General features: G+C 71.1%; 12 protein-coding genes and 1 pseudogene. 9 read left to right on the forward strand and 4 right to left on the reverse strand.

The annotated features are described in order from the left end of the window. Both G3I40_RS32830 and G3I40_RS32835 read left to right on the forward strand, forming a co-directional pair. Window positions 1-1,073 (forward strand): annotated as a pseudogene (locus G3I40_RS32830) (transcriptional regulator); the annotation flags it as partial. Continuing rightward, window positions 1,074-1,649 (forward strand): transcriptional regulator, encoded by a 576-nt coding sequence (locus G3I40_RS32835; RefSeq protein WP_164306255.1) that lies wholly within the window; start codon window positions 1,074-1,076, stop codon window positions 1,647-1,649. 67 nt (window positions 1,650-1,716) lie between these two features. On the opposite strand, the gene G3I40_RS32840 is transcribed toward G3I40_RS32835, so the two are convergent. Further along, window positions 1,717-3,072 carry a lysine N(6)-hydroxylase/L-ornithine N(5)-oxygenase family protein gene (locus tag G3I40_RS32840; RefSeq protein ID WP_164306256.1) on the reverse strand — a complete coding sequence of 452 codons (1,356 nt, stop codon included), beginning with the start codon at window positions 3,070-3,072 and terminating at the stop codon, window positions 1,717-1,719. 302 nt (window positions 3,073-3,374) lie between these two features. Here G3I40_RS32840 and G3I40_RS32845 point away from each other — a divergent pair, with 302 nt between their 5' ends. Then, window positions 3,375-4,019, forward strand: coding sequence for an FMN-binding negative transcriptional regulator (locus tag G3I40_RS32845; protein ID WP_164306257.1), 645 nt, complete (start codon window positions 3,375-3,377; stop codon window positions 4,017-4,019). 27 nt (window positions 4,020-4,046) lie between these two features. Here the strand turns inward: G3I40_RS32845 and G3I40_RS32850 are convergent, their stop codons facing one another. The 3 genes from G3I40_RS32850 to G3I40_RS32860 form a co-directional block, all read right to left on the reverse strand. After that, on the reverse strand, window positions 4,047-4,661 hold the full coding sequence (locus G3I40_RS32850; RefSeq protein WP_239092082.1) for an LmbU family transcriptional regulator: 615 nt from the start codon (window positions 4,659-4,661) through the stop codon (window positions 4,047-4,049). A gap of 242 nt (window positions 4,662-4,903) precedes the next feature. Beyond that, window positions 4,904-6,079 (reverse strand): serine hydrolase domain-containing protein, encoded by a 1,176-nt coding sequence (locus G3I40_RS32855; RefSeq protein ID WP_164306258.1) that lies wholly within the window; start codon window positions 6,077-6,079, stop codon window positions 4,904-4,906. Next, window positions 6,076-6,852: an alpha/beta fold hydrolase gene (locus G3I40_RS32860; protein WP_164306259.1), complete on the reverse strand. Its 777-nt coding sequence runs from the start codon at window positions 6,850-6,852 to the stop codon at window positions 6,076-6,078. The genes G3I40_RS32855 and G3I40_RS32860 overlap by 4 nt, the downstream gene beginning before the upstream one ends. A 535-nt stretch (window positions 6,853-7,387) precedes the next feature. Between G3I40_RS32860 and G3I40_RS32865 the strand changes: the two genes are divergently transcribed. The 6 genes from G3I40_RS32865 to G3I40_RS32890 form a co-directional block, all read left to right on the forward strand. Beyond that, window positions 7,388-7,603, forward strand: a complete 216-nt coding sequence (locus G3I40_RS32865; protein ID WP_164306260.1) for an MbtH family protein — start codon at window positions 7,388-7,390, stop codon at window positions 7,601-7,603. 70 nt (window positions 7,604-7,673) lie between these two features. After that, window positions 7,674-8,411 carry an LmbU family transcriptional regulator gene (locus G3I40_RS32870; protein ID WP_343245091.1) on the forward strand — a complete coding sequence of 246 codons (738 nt, stop codon included), beginning with the start codon at window positions 7,674-7,676 and terminating at the stop codon, window positions 8,409-8,411. A 63-nt stretch (window positions 8,412-8,474) separates the two neighbouring features. Continuing rightward, a complete protein-coding gene (locus G3I40_RS32875) occupies window positions 8,475-10,025 on the forward strand; it encodes an amino acid adenylation domain-containing protein (protein WP_164306261.1) in 1,551 nt (516 codons plus the stop codon). After that, complete coding sequence (locus G3I40_RS32880; RefSeq protein WP_203645208.1) at window positions 10,022-10,270, forward strand: phosphopantetheine-binding protein; 249 nt, start codon at window positions 10,022-10,024, stop codon at window positions 10,268-10,270. The genes G3I40_RS32875 and G3I40_RS32880 overlap by 4 nt, the downstream gene beginning before the upstream one ends. Before the next feature lie 151 nt (window positions 10,271-10,421). Then, window positions 10,422-11,609, forward strand: a complete 1,188-nt coding sequence (locus tag G3I40_RS32885) for an NAD(P)/FAD-dependent oxidoreductase (RefSeq protein WP_164306262.1) — start codon at window positions 10,422-10,424, stop codon at window positions 11,607-11,609. Between the two features lie 71 nt (window positions 11,610-11,680). Further along, window positions 11,681-14,885, forward strand: a 3,205-nt coding sequence (locus G3I40_RS32890) for a non-ribosomal peptide synthetase (protein WP_164306263.1), incomplete at its 3' end; no start/stop codon positions are given.

Here is a 14,885-nt window from a genome sequence, read left to right on the forward strand (position 1 = left end):
CACAGGCACAGGCACAGGCACAGGCACAGGCGCCCGCGCCGGCCTCCGCACCCTCCGGCCGCCGCCGCGACACCCCGACCCGGCGCGCGTTCCAGCCCTCGTCCGAACCGTCCGGCCTGATCGGCCAGGCCGTGCGGGCCGCGCTCGAAGAGCACGAGGGCGACGTCGAGGCGGCGACCGCGGCGCTGGTCAAGCGGGCGATCCCGGACGCGATGGCGCTGCTGGACGAGACCCGCAAGGGCGCCCGCTACGACGTGATCGCGCACCCCTGGATGCCGGACGTCCTCAAGAAGCAGACCTCGCGCGGGGCCGACCAGATCTGGGAGGCCCGGCCCAAGTGGACCCGGGCCGAACTCCCGCCCGGCGAGCACGAGGTGACCGCCCTCGACATCAACGGCGCCTACCTCTCCGCCCTCAAGACCCACCTCCCCATCGGCCAGCTGGAGCACTCCACCGGCTTCGACCACGACCGCCGCCGGGCCGGCGTCCACCTCATCACCCCGTCCCACTGGGACCACGACGCCGAACTGCCCAACCCGCTCGGCCAGCGCGACGAGCCGGGCCCGCTGTGGGTCACCGAGCCCACCCTGCGCCTGCTGCAGCGCCTGTCGGGACCCAAGCACGGCCTGTGCGACCCGCCCGAGATCCACGAGTCGTACACCTCGGGCGCCACCGAGAACCTGCTGGAGAAGTTCCGCATCGCCCTCAAGGACGCCCGCGACACCGCCCTCACCGCGCAGGACGACGTCACGCTGGAGTACGTGAAGGCGATGTACTCCAAGTTCGTCTCGACGATGGGGGAGTCGAACTACAACCGCGAGCTGTACCGCCCCGACTGGATGCACCTCGTCCGCAGCCAGGCCTTCGCCAACCTGTGGATGAAGGCGCTCAAGGCGTACGACGAAGGGCTCACCGTCGTCCGTGCGATGGGCACCGACGAGCTTCACCTCATCGGCGACTGGCGTCGTGTCTTCCCCGAGGGCCGCGGCGTTACCGAGGTCAAGGTCAAGGACGTCTACACCGCGGGCAGCGCCCCGGACGACGACGGGGCGACGGATACGGAGGACGAGTAAGTGCCGGAGAGAAACAAGGAGTTCGGCAAGTTCGGTGCCCAGGGCGTCAAGGGCCACGAAGCCGTCGCCCGCCAGCTCGACCGGCTCGCCGGCTTCATCGCCACCCCCGTCACCCAGCGCCGCGGCCTGATGGCCCGCCTGCACTACCTGACCCGCACCCCGCACGCGAAGCAGGCCGCACGCGAGGCCGGCCTCACCGTCACCGACCGCACCCTGAAGGCCTGGCTCGCCGGCCGGCAGTCGCCCTCGCGCAAGAACCTGGACCGCATCGACGCCGCGTACCGCACGGTGCGCCGGGCCAACGTCTCCCGGCACCTGCTGGCCCGCCTCAACCGCCGGGGCCGCGGCACCCGCGTCGAGTTCCATCCCCTCAACCAGTCCCAGGTCCCGCGCCCCCTGCAGCGCGTCGTCGACCACCGCACCCTCAACGTCCGGCACTGGGACCGCATCGTGGATGCCTGGGCGACCGACGACACCACGGCCCTGGACGACGCCTGGATCAACGACGCGGTCGTCGACCTCGGCTCCCAGTGGGGCGAGTACGAGTACGTCACGAACATCGGCTTCGCTGCCTGAGTCACCCCGCGACCGCCACGGGGTGGGCGCCGGGGCAGCGTCGGCGCCCGTCCCTCGGTGAGCCTCCTCAGGGGGTCGAGGGCACGGCGGCCTCCACGGGGCAGGCCCGGCCCAATTCCCGCTCGGTGCGCCGCAGCACGATCGAATCGGCGATCTCGCCACTGCGTACCGCGATGTTCGACAGCAGGGACGACGACAGGCCGTGGCTGTGCTCGGTGCCGCCCTGCAGGTAGACGCCGCAGGTCAGGTCCGACGCGGGCACGAGACGGTAGTCGCGTTCCACCTGGTGCTTGCCCGCCGCGTCGCGCTGGAAGTGCCGGTCGAAGTCGCCGAGCAGGTGGGACGGATCCAGTCCGTCGTAGCCCGTGGCGAACACCAGCGCGTCGACGGCCAGCGCCTCCGTGCGGTCGTCGAGCAGCGAACGCAGGACGACGTGGGTCTCGCTCCCGGCCCGCTTGACCTCGGCGACCCGGGTGAGGTTGCGGAAGTGCAGCCGCTGGCTGCCGCGCACCTGCTCGTCGTACGCACGCTGGTGCAGGGCCCGGATGACGTCGGCGTCGACCACCGAGTAGTTGGTGTTGCGGTGGTAGCGCCAGAACGCGTCCTGTGCCCGCTCGGTGCCGAAGTAGTATGCGTCGACCGCGGCGGGGTCGAACACCTGGTTGGCGAAGGGGGTGTCGTCGGCGACGGAGTAGCCGTAGGACGGGATGACCGCGGAGACCTCGGCGTGCGGCAGCGCGTCGTAGAGGAACCGGGTGATCTCGGCCGCGCTCTGACCGGCGCCGACCACCGCCACGCTCTTGAGGTCGTCCGGGGCCTGGGAGCGGAACCTGCTCAGGAACTGCGAGCTGTGCCACACCCGTTCGTCGGCCGTGACGCCCTCCGGCAGGCGGGGCACCAGACCCGTCGAGATGGCCACGTTGCGGGCGGTGACCACGCTCGTGGTGCCGTCGCCGGCGCGCACCTCGACCTCGACGAGGTCGGGCGCCGGGAGACCGGCCTCGGTGCCGGGCCGGATCGAGACCACCTCGGCACCGAAGGTGACCCGGTCGCTCAGTCCGGCGGCCGCCCACTCCAGGTACTGATGGAATTCCTGTCGGGTCGGGAAGAAGTCCTGATTGTTCACGAACTGCACCAGCCGGTTCGAGGCGTGCAGATACGAGACGAAGCTGAACCGGGACATGGGATTCCTGAAGGTCGCCAGGTCCTTGAGGAACGAGATCTGCATGGTCGTCGACGGCAGCAGCATGTTCCGGTGCCAGCCGAACGAGGCCTGGCGCTCGAAGAAGTGCGCCTTGACCGGATGCTGCGGAGCGCTCGTCCCGTGCTCCTCCAAAGCGATCGCGAGCGAGAGATTGGACGGGCCGAACCCGATACCGACCACGTCGAAGATCTCTTGGCTGCGCCTACCCGTTATGCCCATAGAAATTTCTCCCGTTTGCGTCTGGAAAACACGTCCGGTGGCCCGAGAGACCCGTTCCCAGTGTTGCCCTGGAGAACGCCTCGAAAGCAACTTGAGAACGACATGAGGACCGATTGAGCGCCACTCGGGGCGCTCGATATCCGAAAGCGTTGTCCCGTCGACGGGACGGGCGGTACGGTCGGCCCGAATTTTCAACATCTCTGCGTGGCACGGCAGTTGGCGTAGGTGCCCGGAGCAGTGCGATCAGTCGTGCCCCGAGCCAGAGCCATGCCCTGAGCCAATTGCTGAAAGGGTGGATCCGGATGTTCGTGCCCAGCTTTTACCGCGAACCGGACAATTCGTGGATGGTGGACCTGATCCGAAGTAATCCATTGGCGCTCGCGGTGGCCAACGGAAGCGCCGAGGACGGGCCGTTCGCCACGCATCTGCCGGTCATCTTCGACCCCGCGACAGCCGGCGAGGGGACCGGGGAGCTGCCGGGCACCACGCTGCTCGGGCACATGAACCGGGCGAACCCGCACTGGGCGGCCCTTCGGACGGGCAGTGTCCTGCTCCTGACGTTCACCGGTCCGCACTCCTACGTGTCGCCCACCGTGTACGAGAAGACCCCGGCCGCGCCCACCTGGAACTTCACGGCGGTGCACGTCCGGGGCGTGGTGGAGAAGATCGACTCGATGGAGGAGACGCTGGGCGTGGTGCAGTCGACCGTGCGCGCCTTCGAGGGGGCGTTCGGCAACGGCTGGGACATGACCGGGTCGCTCGACTACTTCCGCAAGATCGCACCCGCCGTGGGGGCCTTCCGGTTCCAGGTGACCGGGGCCGAGGGGATGTTCAAGCTCAGCCAGGAACAGCCGGGCGAGGTGCGCGAGCGGGTGCAGGAGTCGTTCGGGCAGAGCGCGTGCACGTACAAGCGCGAGACCGCGGGGCTGATGAGCCGGCTGCCCTGACGCACCGGGGGCCTCGGCGCCGGCGGTTCAGGCGCTGATGGCCACCGGCCTGGTCCGCTCGGCGAGGCCCTCGGACCGGGCGCTCTTGAGGGAGGAGACCTCCTTGCGGTCCTCCCGCTTGACGAGCTCCTCCAGGGCGTTCGCGGCCGCGCTGTCCAGCGTGTTCATCACCCACTGCTCGAAGTCGACGCCCAGCTGCTCGGCGGCCTTGTGCCACCACTGGACCCGGCCGCCGGGGAGGTTCAGGTGATGGCTCGGCTCGGCCGGAGCGCACGGGCGCGGCTCGCTCTGGCGCGCGGCCCGGATGGCGCCGCGCAACTGCTTGGTGCTCCACCGCCGCTGCTCGGCGCGGTCCAGCCAGAGGTCCTGCTCCTCGATGGGCATGGAGGCCAGCTCGGCATGGTGCTGGAAGCTCAGCGTGGGCCGGCGCCGGGGCAGGTCGAAGCGGCGGGAGACCCACGCGTAGTTGCGCAGGGTCTGGTACGAGAGACCGGCGGCGCGTATCCCGCGCTGGTACCGGTCGGTGTAGTGGTCCTTGCCGTACACCAGCCAGTCGCCCAGCCACCACGAGGACGAGTCCAGGACGTCGGCCAGCTGGCGCCCGGCCCGCTCCCACTCGTCGTAGACCATGCCCGTCGGCATCTGCAGGCCCACCTTGGTCGTCAGCACTTGGCCCCGGCGCTGCGGCGGGGGCTGCAGGAGAGCGGTTGCCGGGCCGCCACGCGACCCTGGGGTTCGACCGGCCTGACGCGCCATCATGCCTCCATGGGAAGGGTGCACATAACCGGCGAGAAGTGTTGCGAGGGAGGCTGGAGCCGCACTTGAAGACGCCTGCAAGGTCGATGGAGCTGTCCCGTGGGCAGGACGCCGCACGGGACGGTTCCTCAGCGTGAAGGCGTGTCGCAGAATTCGGCGTTCAGCAGGGAGACGAGCGTCTCGGCCCCCCAGTTGCTGTTGTAGTTGAACGCGAGTTGGTGGCGGCCGTCCCCGGTGAAGGCGGCCAGGGAGAGCCACCCCACCGCGCCTCCGTCGTGGTACCAGAGGCTGGTGCCGCAGCCCAGCGTGAGCCGTTCGATGCCGAGCCCGTAGGACGAGCCCGGGAATCCGGGGTTGTCGACGGTCGTCAGCATCTGCGCCAACTGCCGCGGCGGCAGCAGCCTTCCGCGCATCAGGGCCCCGTAGAAGCGGTTCAGGTCGCCCGCGCTGGAGATGATGTCGCCGTTGCCCCAGGCCTGTGACCCGTTCACCTCGGTGACGTCGTCGATCCGGTCCGGCTGCGCGCCGAAGAGCTTGGAATAGGCACGACTGCTCGGCCGGGGCAGGGTGGTGCGGCTGCCGGGCTGGGAGGTCGCGGTCAATCCGAGGGGTTCGATGATGCGCCTGCGTACCTGGTCCTCGTACGACGTGCCGCCGACCTTCTCGACGATCATCGCGGCCAGGACGTCGTTGGTGTTGGAGAACCCGTGCCGGGCACCGGGTGAGAACAGCGGCTCGTGGGCGAGGGCCACCCGCACGCGTCGCTCGGGCGTCAGGGTGTCGTAGCGGTGCCGGAGGTAGCCGTCGCCCATCAGGTACGTCTCGGCGTACTCCGTGTCGGCGAAGTAGTCGAACAGGCCGCTGGTGTGGTTGAGGAGCTGCCGCACGGTGATCGCGCGGCCGTCGTTGCCGTGGCCGGTCACCAGGCCGGGCAGATACCGCTCGACGCTGTCGTCGAGACGGAGCTTGTGTTCGGCCTCCATCTGCAGGAGGACCGTCGCCACGAAGGTGTTGGTGATGCTGCCGACGCGGAACCGGTCGTCCGTGCCTCGGGGCGCACCCGTCGCCAGGTCGCCCACGCCCGCCGCCGACTTCCAGACGCCGTCCCCGTCACGGGCCTCGGCGCTGATGCCGGGGACGCCGGCCGCGATCGCCGCGTCGATCGCGCGCAGCGTCGCCGGGTGTCCGGCCGTCGTGGGAGCCGGTGCCTGCCCCGCCGGGGCCGGCCCCGTGAAGGCGGTGGCAGCCATCGCGACCGCCGCCAGACCCACCACGCCGGCCCTCGGTCTCTTCCCTATCGTCATGATCCGCTCCTGACAGTCGCTTGAGTCGCTTGAGTCGCTCGATCGGCCGCGGAGTCGAGCGCCGCGGCCGCGTCCCGGGCGATCTGCCGCAGCAGTGGCCCGGGGTCGTCCTGGAAGTAGAAGTGGCCTCCGTCGAAGACGCGCAGGCCCAGGAAGTGCTCGGTGTGCTCCGCCCAGCCGGTCATCCGCCACGGTGTGGCGGACCGGTCCTCGCCGCCCGCGAAGGCGGACAGCGCCACGGGCAGCGGGCCGGTGGCGGGAGCGGGGCGCCAGGTCTCCACCAGGCGCAGGTCGGCGCGGATGATCGGCTCGAACAGGGCCCACAGCTCGGGGTCGTCGAAGACCTCGTCGGGCGTGCCGCCGAGCTGCTTCAGCCGGGTGCGCAGCTCGGCGTCGGGCAGCGCGTGGTACCGGTGGCCCGGCCCGGCCGTCTGCGGTGCGGGGCGCGCGGAGACACCGGCCCACACCGGCGGCGGCAGGCCCCGGTCGAGGGCCCGCCGGATGATCTCGTACGTCATGAGGGCGCCCATGCTGTGCCCGAACAGGGCGTAGGGGCAGGTGAGTTCGGGTTCGATGGCGCGCAGCAGGTGGTCGGCGAGGCGGCCGGCGTCCGCGATGTGCGGCTCGTCGAGGAGGAGGCCGTGCCCCGGGGCGTCGAGCAGTCGTACGTCCCACGTGGCCGGCAGCGCGTCCGGCCAGTTGCGGTACAGCAGGTGCGAGCCGCCCGCGTGGTGCAGGACGAACAGGCGCAAGGCAGGTGGTGTGCTGTCCATCGCTCTCCCTCGGATGAGGCCGCCCGCGAAGGGTGCGGCGCGGCGGCGGCAGGGGGGAACGGCGCCGCCGGCCCGCCCGGCGAGCAGGGCTCGACCGGCCCCCCAGGAAAAGGCGTGGACAGCGTGAGCGATGAGCCGGCGACGCGTGCGGCCCGCACGCGGGCCGGGGCACCGGCCGAGGCGTCGGGTCGGGCCGACCGCCCCCGCAAAGGCCCGAAAAGGCGGTCCGTGGGCCGCGGATCGGCATCGTGGCACAGGATCCCGGCCCGGTACAGAGGATCCCGGCGGGGGCGGATCCGGGCGGGTCATCGGGCGCCGGCGAGCCCGTCGCCCTTGTAGCGCGGATGGCCGATTCCTTACGGTGACGTCGCAACGCCGGGGTCGCCACCGACGCCGGGTGTCCCGTCGACCGGACGCCCGAGTGTCCCGTTGACCGGACAACGCCCCTCGGCGGATCCGCGTCCGGTGCCCTCTCGCACCCGGCCCGGCGATGTCCCATCCCGAGTCACACCATGACGCTTAAGGACGGTGCCCGTTGAGCACGAACCCCTTCGATGACGAGACCGGCCGCTTCTACGTCGTGATCAACGACGAGGAGCAGCACTCCCTTTGGCCGGTCTTCGCCGAGGTGCCCGCGGGCTGGCGGGTGGTCTTCGGCGAGGCGGCCAGGGCCGAGTGCCTGGAGTACGTCGAACAGAACTGGACCGACCTGCGCCCCAAGGGCCTGCGGGAGGCCATGGCAGCGGACTGACCGCCGCCCGGTGGTCGGCCGGGTGATCGGTGCACGCCCAGGATGACGCTCTGAGTGGGGAGATGAAGTGGTGACGGGGACCGTGAGGACCGCGAGCAGGTACAAGGCGAGGCCGGTGGACAACCGCGGCGAACCCGCGCAACGGGACGTGGTCCTGTCCTTCGTGGGATCGCAGGCCACGGTGCAGAAGTCGGGGATGACCTTCCCGGAGAACCTGCCGGAGCGCTCCTGGGAGCAGATCGGGAGCAACCTGCGCGAGCTCATGAACTCCTCGGCGTGGTGGCTCGCCGACTGGCTGATCTACGGGGAGAGCACCTACGGGTGGCGGCGGTACAAGGAGGCGATCGAGCGCACCGGGCTCGACTACCAGACCTTGCGCAACTACGCGTGGGTGGCCCGGCGCTTCGAGCACCACCGCAGGCGGGACGGCCTCAGCTTCGCCCACCACGCCGAGGTGACCCGCCTGGCGCCGCCGGAGCAGGACTACTGGCTGCGCAAGGCCGAGCAGCAGAAGTGGTCGCGCAACGAACTGCGCAGGGCGGTCCGCGCCAGTCTGGCCGCCCAGAGCGAGACGGCCGAGCTCCCGCAGGACAGCGGGGACGAGCAGCAGGACGTGCCCCGACTGGCCACGTCGGCGGCGGCTGAGAAGCGCCGGCAGAAGGTCACCACGCTCACCATCGAGCTCTCCGCCGGTCAGCTGGAGTACTACTCCAAGGCCGCCGCGGCGCACGGTCTGCCCGTCGACAAGTGGGTGGCCCAGGTGCTCGAGTCCGCCGACCGGCGCCCCGCCGAGAAGCGCACCGCCTAGCGGCGTACCGCCCGGCGGCGTGCCGCCCGAAGGCGCCGGTCTCTCTCACATCGGAGTCAGTTGATGATCCTTCAGGGAAAGCGGGTCGCCCTGCCGCCGGCGCCCGTCGTCCACCGGCAGTTCGAGGCGCACGCCCGGGCCACCCCCGACGCCGTCGCCGTGGTCCGGGCCGGCCGGCAGGTCACGTACGCGGAACTGGACGCCGAGGCCAACCGGTTCGCGCACTACCTCGTCGCGCGCGGACACGGCCGGGGCGCGAAGGTCGGCCTCTGCCTGGACTATTCGATCGACCTGCTCGTCGCCATCCTCGGCACGCTGAAGGCGGGTGCGGCCTACGTCCCGCTCGACCCCGCCTACCCGTCGGCGCGGCTGCGGCTGCTGCTGGGGCAGATCCCCGAACTCGCCCTGATCGTGGCCTCCCCGGCGACGGCCGAGCTGGTCGGGTCGGCGGCCGTCGAGGTCATCGATCTCGCCGCGCTCTCCGGCCGGCTGGCCGCACTCCCGGCGACCGGCCCCGACGTCCGCGTCACCGGGGACGACGTGTGCTACGCGGTCTTCACGTCCGGCTCGACCGGTACGCCGAAGCTCACGGCCGTGCGGCACGAGGGCTGGTTCAACCTGATGAACTGGCTGCGGCTCGAGTACGGCCTGCACCGCGGCTCGCACCACCTGGTGGTCAGCGCGTTCGGCTTCGACCTCTCCCAACGCGCCCTGATGACACCGCTGTTCTGCGGCGCCACCCAGCACCTGATGGCGAGCCGCAACTTCGACGCGATGCTCGCCTACCGCATCCTGACCGACCACGACATACGCGTCGTGCACTGTGCCTCCAGCACCCTGTACCTGCTGGTGGACTGGGAGCGGGCCCGGGGCGGTGACGCGCTCGCCCGGCTCGACTACCTGCTCTTCGGCGGAGAGCCGCTGAAGCCCGAACGGGTCACCGACTGGGCGCGGCGCGAGGGCAACAGGTGCACCCTCCTGCACCAGTACGGCGTCGCCGAGTGCACGGACGTCGCGACGTCGTACGACCTCGCCGCGTACCGGCCCGGCGAACAGGACGTCGCCCCGGTCGGCAGACCGGCGTACAACACCGACATCCACCTCCTCGACGAACAGTTGCACTCCGTCGCGGCGGGGGAGCAGGGCGAGATCTGCATCTCCGGCGCCGGCGTGGGCGCGGGCTACCTCAACGGCACCGGCCCCGAGAACGCGAAGTTCACGACGGTCGTGGTCGACGGCGCACCGCGCAGGCTGTACCGCACGGGCGACCGCGGCTACGTGACCGAGGCCGGGGAGCTCGTCGTCCTCGGCCGGATCGACGCGCAGGTCAAGGTGCGGGGCATGCGCATCGACCCCACCGACATCGAGCGCGCCCTCGGCCGGCTCGACGGGGTCCGGGAGGCCGCCGTGGTCATCACGTACACGGATGCCGGCGAGGCCGAACTGGCCGCGTTCCTCGTCCCCTCGCAGGGCGACCTGGCAGCGGACGACGTCCGCGCCCGACTCCTGGAGACACTGCCGCGGAACATGGTGCCGGCCAGGTTCACCAACATTCCGCGTATTCCCTTGAGCCCGCACGGAAAAGTCGACCGCGCGGCGCTGGTCGAGGCATGACCGAGAGGACTGTGATGATTTCCGACAGCGTGCTCGCTATTTGGCGCCGGGAATTCCAGCGCGATGACATAGCGGTCGACGACGACTTCTTCGCCCTGGGCGGCCAGTCGCTGATCATGATCAGGATTCAGGGCGCTCTTATCGAGGAGTTGGGTGCCGAGATCCCGATGGACCAACTCTTCAGCAATCCGACGGTGACGTCGATCTCCGCGCACATCGAATCCCTGGGCGCCGTATCCCCGTAATGCGTCATGTCTCGCCGGCGGGACACCCGGGATGCGGCAGGGTGCGGAAGCTGTTCATTCCGCCGGTTCGAATCACTAGCATCGCATTCACCATGGCATTTCCAGTCGTGGCCGCATTGTGCCGAAAACTATCTGGTAAGGAAGGCGCGCCATGTACGACGTGATTGTCATAGGTGCCCGTTGTGCGGGTTCGCCGACGGCCATGCTCTTCGCGCGGCAGGGATATCGCGTCCTGCTCCTGGAGAAAGCACGATTTCCGCAGGACACGCTGTCCTCGCACTACCTCCACCAGCAGGGCGTGGCACTGCTCAACCGGTGGGGGCTGCTCGACAGGCTCCGTGACGCGGGCTGCCGGCCGATCACGCACCAGAGCTACGAGGGGCCCGACGTCCGTATCGAAGGGTTCTCCCTGCCGATCGACGGACTGCGCACCACGTACGCGCCCAGGCGGTACGTGCTCGACCCGATCCTCGCGGACGGGGCCGTGGCGGCCGGCGTGGAGTTCCGCGAGGGCTGCGCGGTCAACGACCTGGTGTGGGAGGACGACCGGGTCGTCGGCGTGCGCTACACGACGCCCGGCGGCGCCGAGGCCACCGACCGGGCCCGCCTCGTCGTCGGCGCGGACGGCATGCGCTCCCTGGTGGCCCGCAAGGCCGGCGCGCAGAACGTCATCGAGCACCCGAGGCTGACCTGCACCTACTACAGCTACTGGTCCGGTGTCCCCGCGCACTTCGAGCTGTACGAGCGGCCCGGGCGCTGGATCGGCGTCCTGCCCACCAACGACGACCTCACGCTGCTCATGGCCTACTTCCCGCAGGCCGACTTCGCCCAGGTCCGCAAGGCCGTGGAACCCGCCTACCTCGACGCCTTCCGTACGACGGCGCCCGAGCTGTACGAGCGGATGCAGGAGGGCAGGCGCGAGGAGCAGCTGTACGGCACCGGGCACCAGGAGAACTTCTTCCGCAAGGCCTTCGGGCCCGGATGGGCCCTGGTCGGTGACGCCGTGAACCACAAGGACTCCATCACCGCCCGCGGCATCACCGAGGCCTTCGTCCAGGCCCAGTCGCTCACCGACCACATCGGGGACCGGCTGCACGACGACGCCGCACTCAAGTCGGCGCTGCGCCGCTACGAGAACGACCTCGGCAACGAGGCCCTCAACCACTACCAGGGCGCGCTCAACGTGGCCGAGCTCAAGCCCGAGGGGCGGGCCGAGATGCTGCAGAAGCTGGTCGGCCACCAGGACCAGATCGACCGGTACTTCTCGACGCTGTCGGGGGCGTGCTCCATCGACGACTTCTACAACGACGAACTCCTGACCCTGCTCGACCAGAGCTGAGCGACGCCCCTGCCCCGGTGCCGTCCGCCCCTGGTTCTGCCCGCTCCCCGGTTGCCGATATTGGAGACACAATGATCCCGTTGTCGTTCGCGCAGCGTCGGCTGTGGTTCGTGGACCGCTTCGAAGGCCCGTCGCCGACCTACAACGGCGCGTTCGCCCTGCGGCTGACCGGTGAACTGGGCGTCGGCGCCCTGCAGTCGGCGCTGCGCGACGTCGTCGGCCGGCACGAGGTCCTGCGCACGGTGATCGTCGAGGACGAGGACGGCGTCCCGCACCAGCAGGTGCTGCCGCCCGAGGAGCAGCCGCTCGTCCTGCCGGTCGTCGAGGTCGCGCCGGGGCAGCGGGCCGCGGTGGTCGACGAGATGGCCAAGCAGACCTTCGACCTGGCCGTCGACGCGCCGATCCGGGCCGGCCTGGTGCGCACCGGACCGCGCGAGCACACCCTGGTCCTGGTGGTGCACCACATCGCCCTGGACGGGGAGTCCCTCGGGCCGCTGCTGCGCGACCTCAGCACGGCGTACTCGGCCCGCACCCGGGGCGGGGCCCCGGTGTGGGAGCCGCTGCCGGTGCAGTACGCGGACTACACGCTGTGGCAGCAGGACGTGCTCGGTGACGAGTCCGACCCGGACAGCCTGGCGGCCCGGCAACTGGCCTACTGGCGCGAGGCCCTGGCCGATCTGGCGCAGCCGCTGGCCCTGCCCACGGACCGCCCGCGCCCGCGGGCGATGAGCCCCCGCGGCGACCTCGTCCAGTTCTCGATCGGCCCCGACCTGCTCGACGCCGTCCAGCGGCTGGCCGCGGAGCAGGACATCACGGTTTCGATGGTCATGCACTCGGCGCTGGCGGTTCTCCTGCACCACCTCGGCTGCGGCGACGACGTGCCCATCGGCGCGCCCATCGCGGGCCGTACCGACGAGGAACTGCGCGACCTCGTCGGGTTCTTCGTCAACACCTGGGTGCTGCGCGTCGACCTCTCCGGGAACCCGACCTTCCGCCGGCTGCTCGACCGGGTGCGGGACCGGTCCCTGGGCGCGTACGACAACCAGGACATGCCCTTCGAACGCCTCGTGGAGCTGCTGAACCCGGACCGGTCCACCGCCTACCACCCGTTCTTCCAGGTGATGCTCGCCTGGCAGGAGCCCCTGGGGGAGCTGGAGTTCGCCGGACTCGACATCGAGGCCGAGACGCTCGAGACCGGAACGGCCAAGTTCGACCTGTTCTTCAACATGATCCCGGACGGTTCCGGCGGGGCGGGAGTCCGGCTGGAGTACGCGACCGCCCTGTTCGACCGGGACACGGTCGAGGTCCTCGCGGACCGGTTCGTGCGCGTGCTGAGCCGGCTCGTCGCCGACCCGGGGCGCGGCGTGGGCGGCATCGACGTCCTCGACGCCACCGAACGGGACCGGCTGCTGCGGCACTTCAACGACACCGGCACCGGCAGCGGCGCCGATACCGACGGGACGACGCCCGGGCGCACGGTCCCCGAGCTGTTCGAGAACCAGGTGGCGCGGACGCCCGACGCCCCGGCGCTCGTGTGCGACGGGCGGACGCTGACCTACCGGGAGCTCGACGACCGGGCGAACGCCGTCGCGTGGGAGCTGCTGCGGCGCGGCGCCGGCCCCGAGGACCTGGTGGTCCTGGCGCTGCCGCGCACCGAGGACCTGGTGGCCGGCCTGCTCGGCATCCTCAAGTCCGGTGCCGGCTACCTGCCGTTGGACCCGCAGTACCTCGGCGGGCGGGCGCGGAGCGTGCTGTCCGAGGCGCGCCCGCGCTTCGCCGTCACCGACACCGCGACCTGGCAGGACCTGCCGCACCACGACATGGCGGACGTCAACCTCGACGAGCGCGCGCTGTGGGACGTCCCCGCGGGCGCGCCCACCGACCAGGACCGGACCGGCCCGCTGAGCCCCGACAACCTGGCGTACGTGATGTACACCTCCGGCTCCACGGGCAAGCCGAAGGGCGCGGCCCTCACCCACGGGGGGATCGTCAACGGCGTACGGGAACTCGTGCGCGTCCTCGACGCCCCGCCCGGCTGGCGGATGCTGGCCGGCACCTCGGTCAACTTCGACGTCTCGGTCTTCGAGCTGCTGACCACCCTGTCCACCGGCGGCACGGCCGAGCTGGTGACCAGCGCGCTGGCGCTCGCCGAGCGGGACAGCTGGGACGGCCACGTGATCAGCGCCGTCCCCTCGGTGCTCGCGGAACTGGTGGGCCACCTGCACAAGGCGAGCGACGTACGCACCGTCGTGTTCGCGGGCGACGTGCTCCCGGCCCGTCTGGTGCGCCAGGTCCGCGAGGCGCTGCCCGACGTGCAGATCGTCAACTCCTACGGGCAGAGCGAGAGTTTCTACGCCACCACGTTCTCCCTCGCGGCCAGCGAGGAGTGGGCGGACAGCGACGTGGCGCCCATCGGCACGCCGCTGGGGAACATGCGCGCCTACGTCCTCGGCCCGGGCCTCGCCCCGGTGCCGCAGGGCGTGATCGGCGAGCTGTACGTGAGCGGGGCCTGCCTCGGCCGCGGCTACCACGGCCGCCCGGGGCTGACCGCCGAACGCTACCTGGCGAACCCCTTCGGCCCCGCGGGCGAGCGGATGTACCGCACCGGCGACCTGGCCCGCTGGAACGCGCACGGGCAGCTGGAGTGCGTCGGCCGCGGCGACGGCCAGGTGAAGGTGCGCGGCTTCCGCATCGAGACCGCCGAGGTCGAAGCGGCGATCACCCAGCACCCCGGGATCAGCGAGGCCGTCGTGATCAGCCGGGAGGTGCCCGCGGGCGGCCGCAGGCTCGTCGCGTACGTGGTGCACACCGGCGAGGGAGCCGTGGGGGACGACGGCGCCGGCGGGATCGGCGACGTGGACGTGCAGTCCGGCGCCTCGGCCGCCGAGCTGCGCAAGTTCGTCGCGGCGCGCCTGCCCGACTACATGGTGCCCTCGGCCTTCGTGGCCCTCGGCCGGCTGCCGCTGGGACCGACGGGCAAGCTGGACCGCTCCGCGCTGCCCGAACCGGAGTTCCTGGGCGAGACCTACCGGGAGCCGCGCACCGAGGCCGAACAGATCGTCACCGCGGCGTACGCGGACGTCCTCGGCGTCGACCGCATCGGTGTCGACGACGACTTCTTCGCGGTGGGCGGGGACAGCCTGCGCTCGATCCAGGTCGTGGCGCGCGCCCGCGCCCGCGGCCTGGACCTGACCACCCGGGAGATCTTCGAGTGCCGCACGGCGGCCCGCCTCGCCGAAGCGGCCGCCGCCCGCCGGGGCCGCGCGCCCGTGCTCG

Source organism: Streptomyces sp. SID14478 (genome assembly GCF_010548525.1).
Lineage (GTDB): Bacteria > Actinomycetota > Actinomycetes > Streptomycetales > Streptomycetaceae > Streptomyces.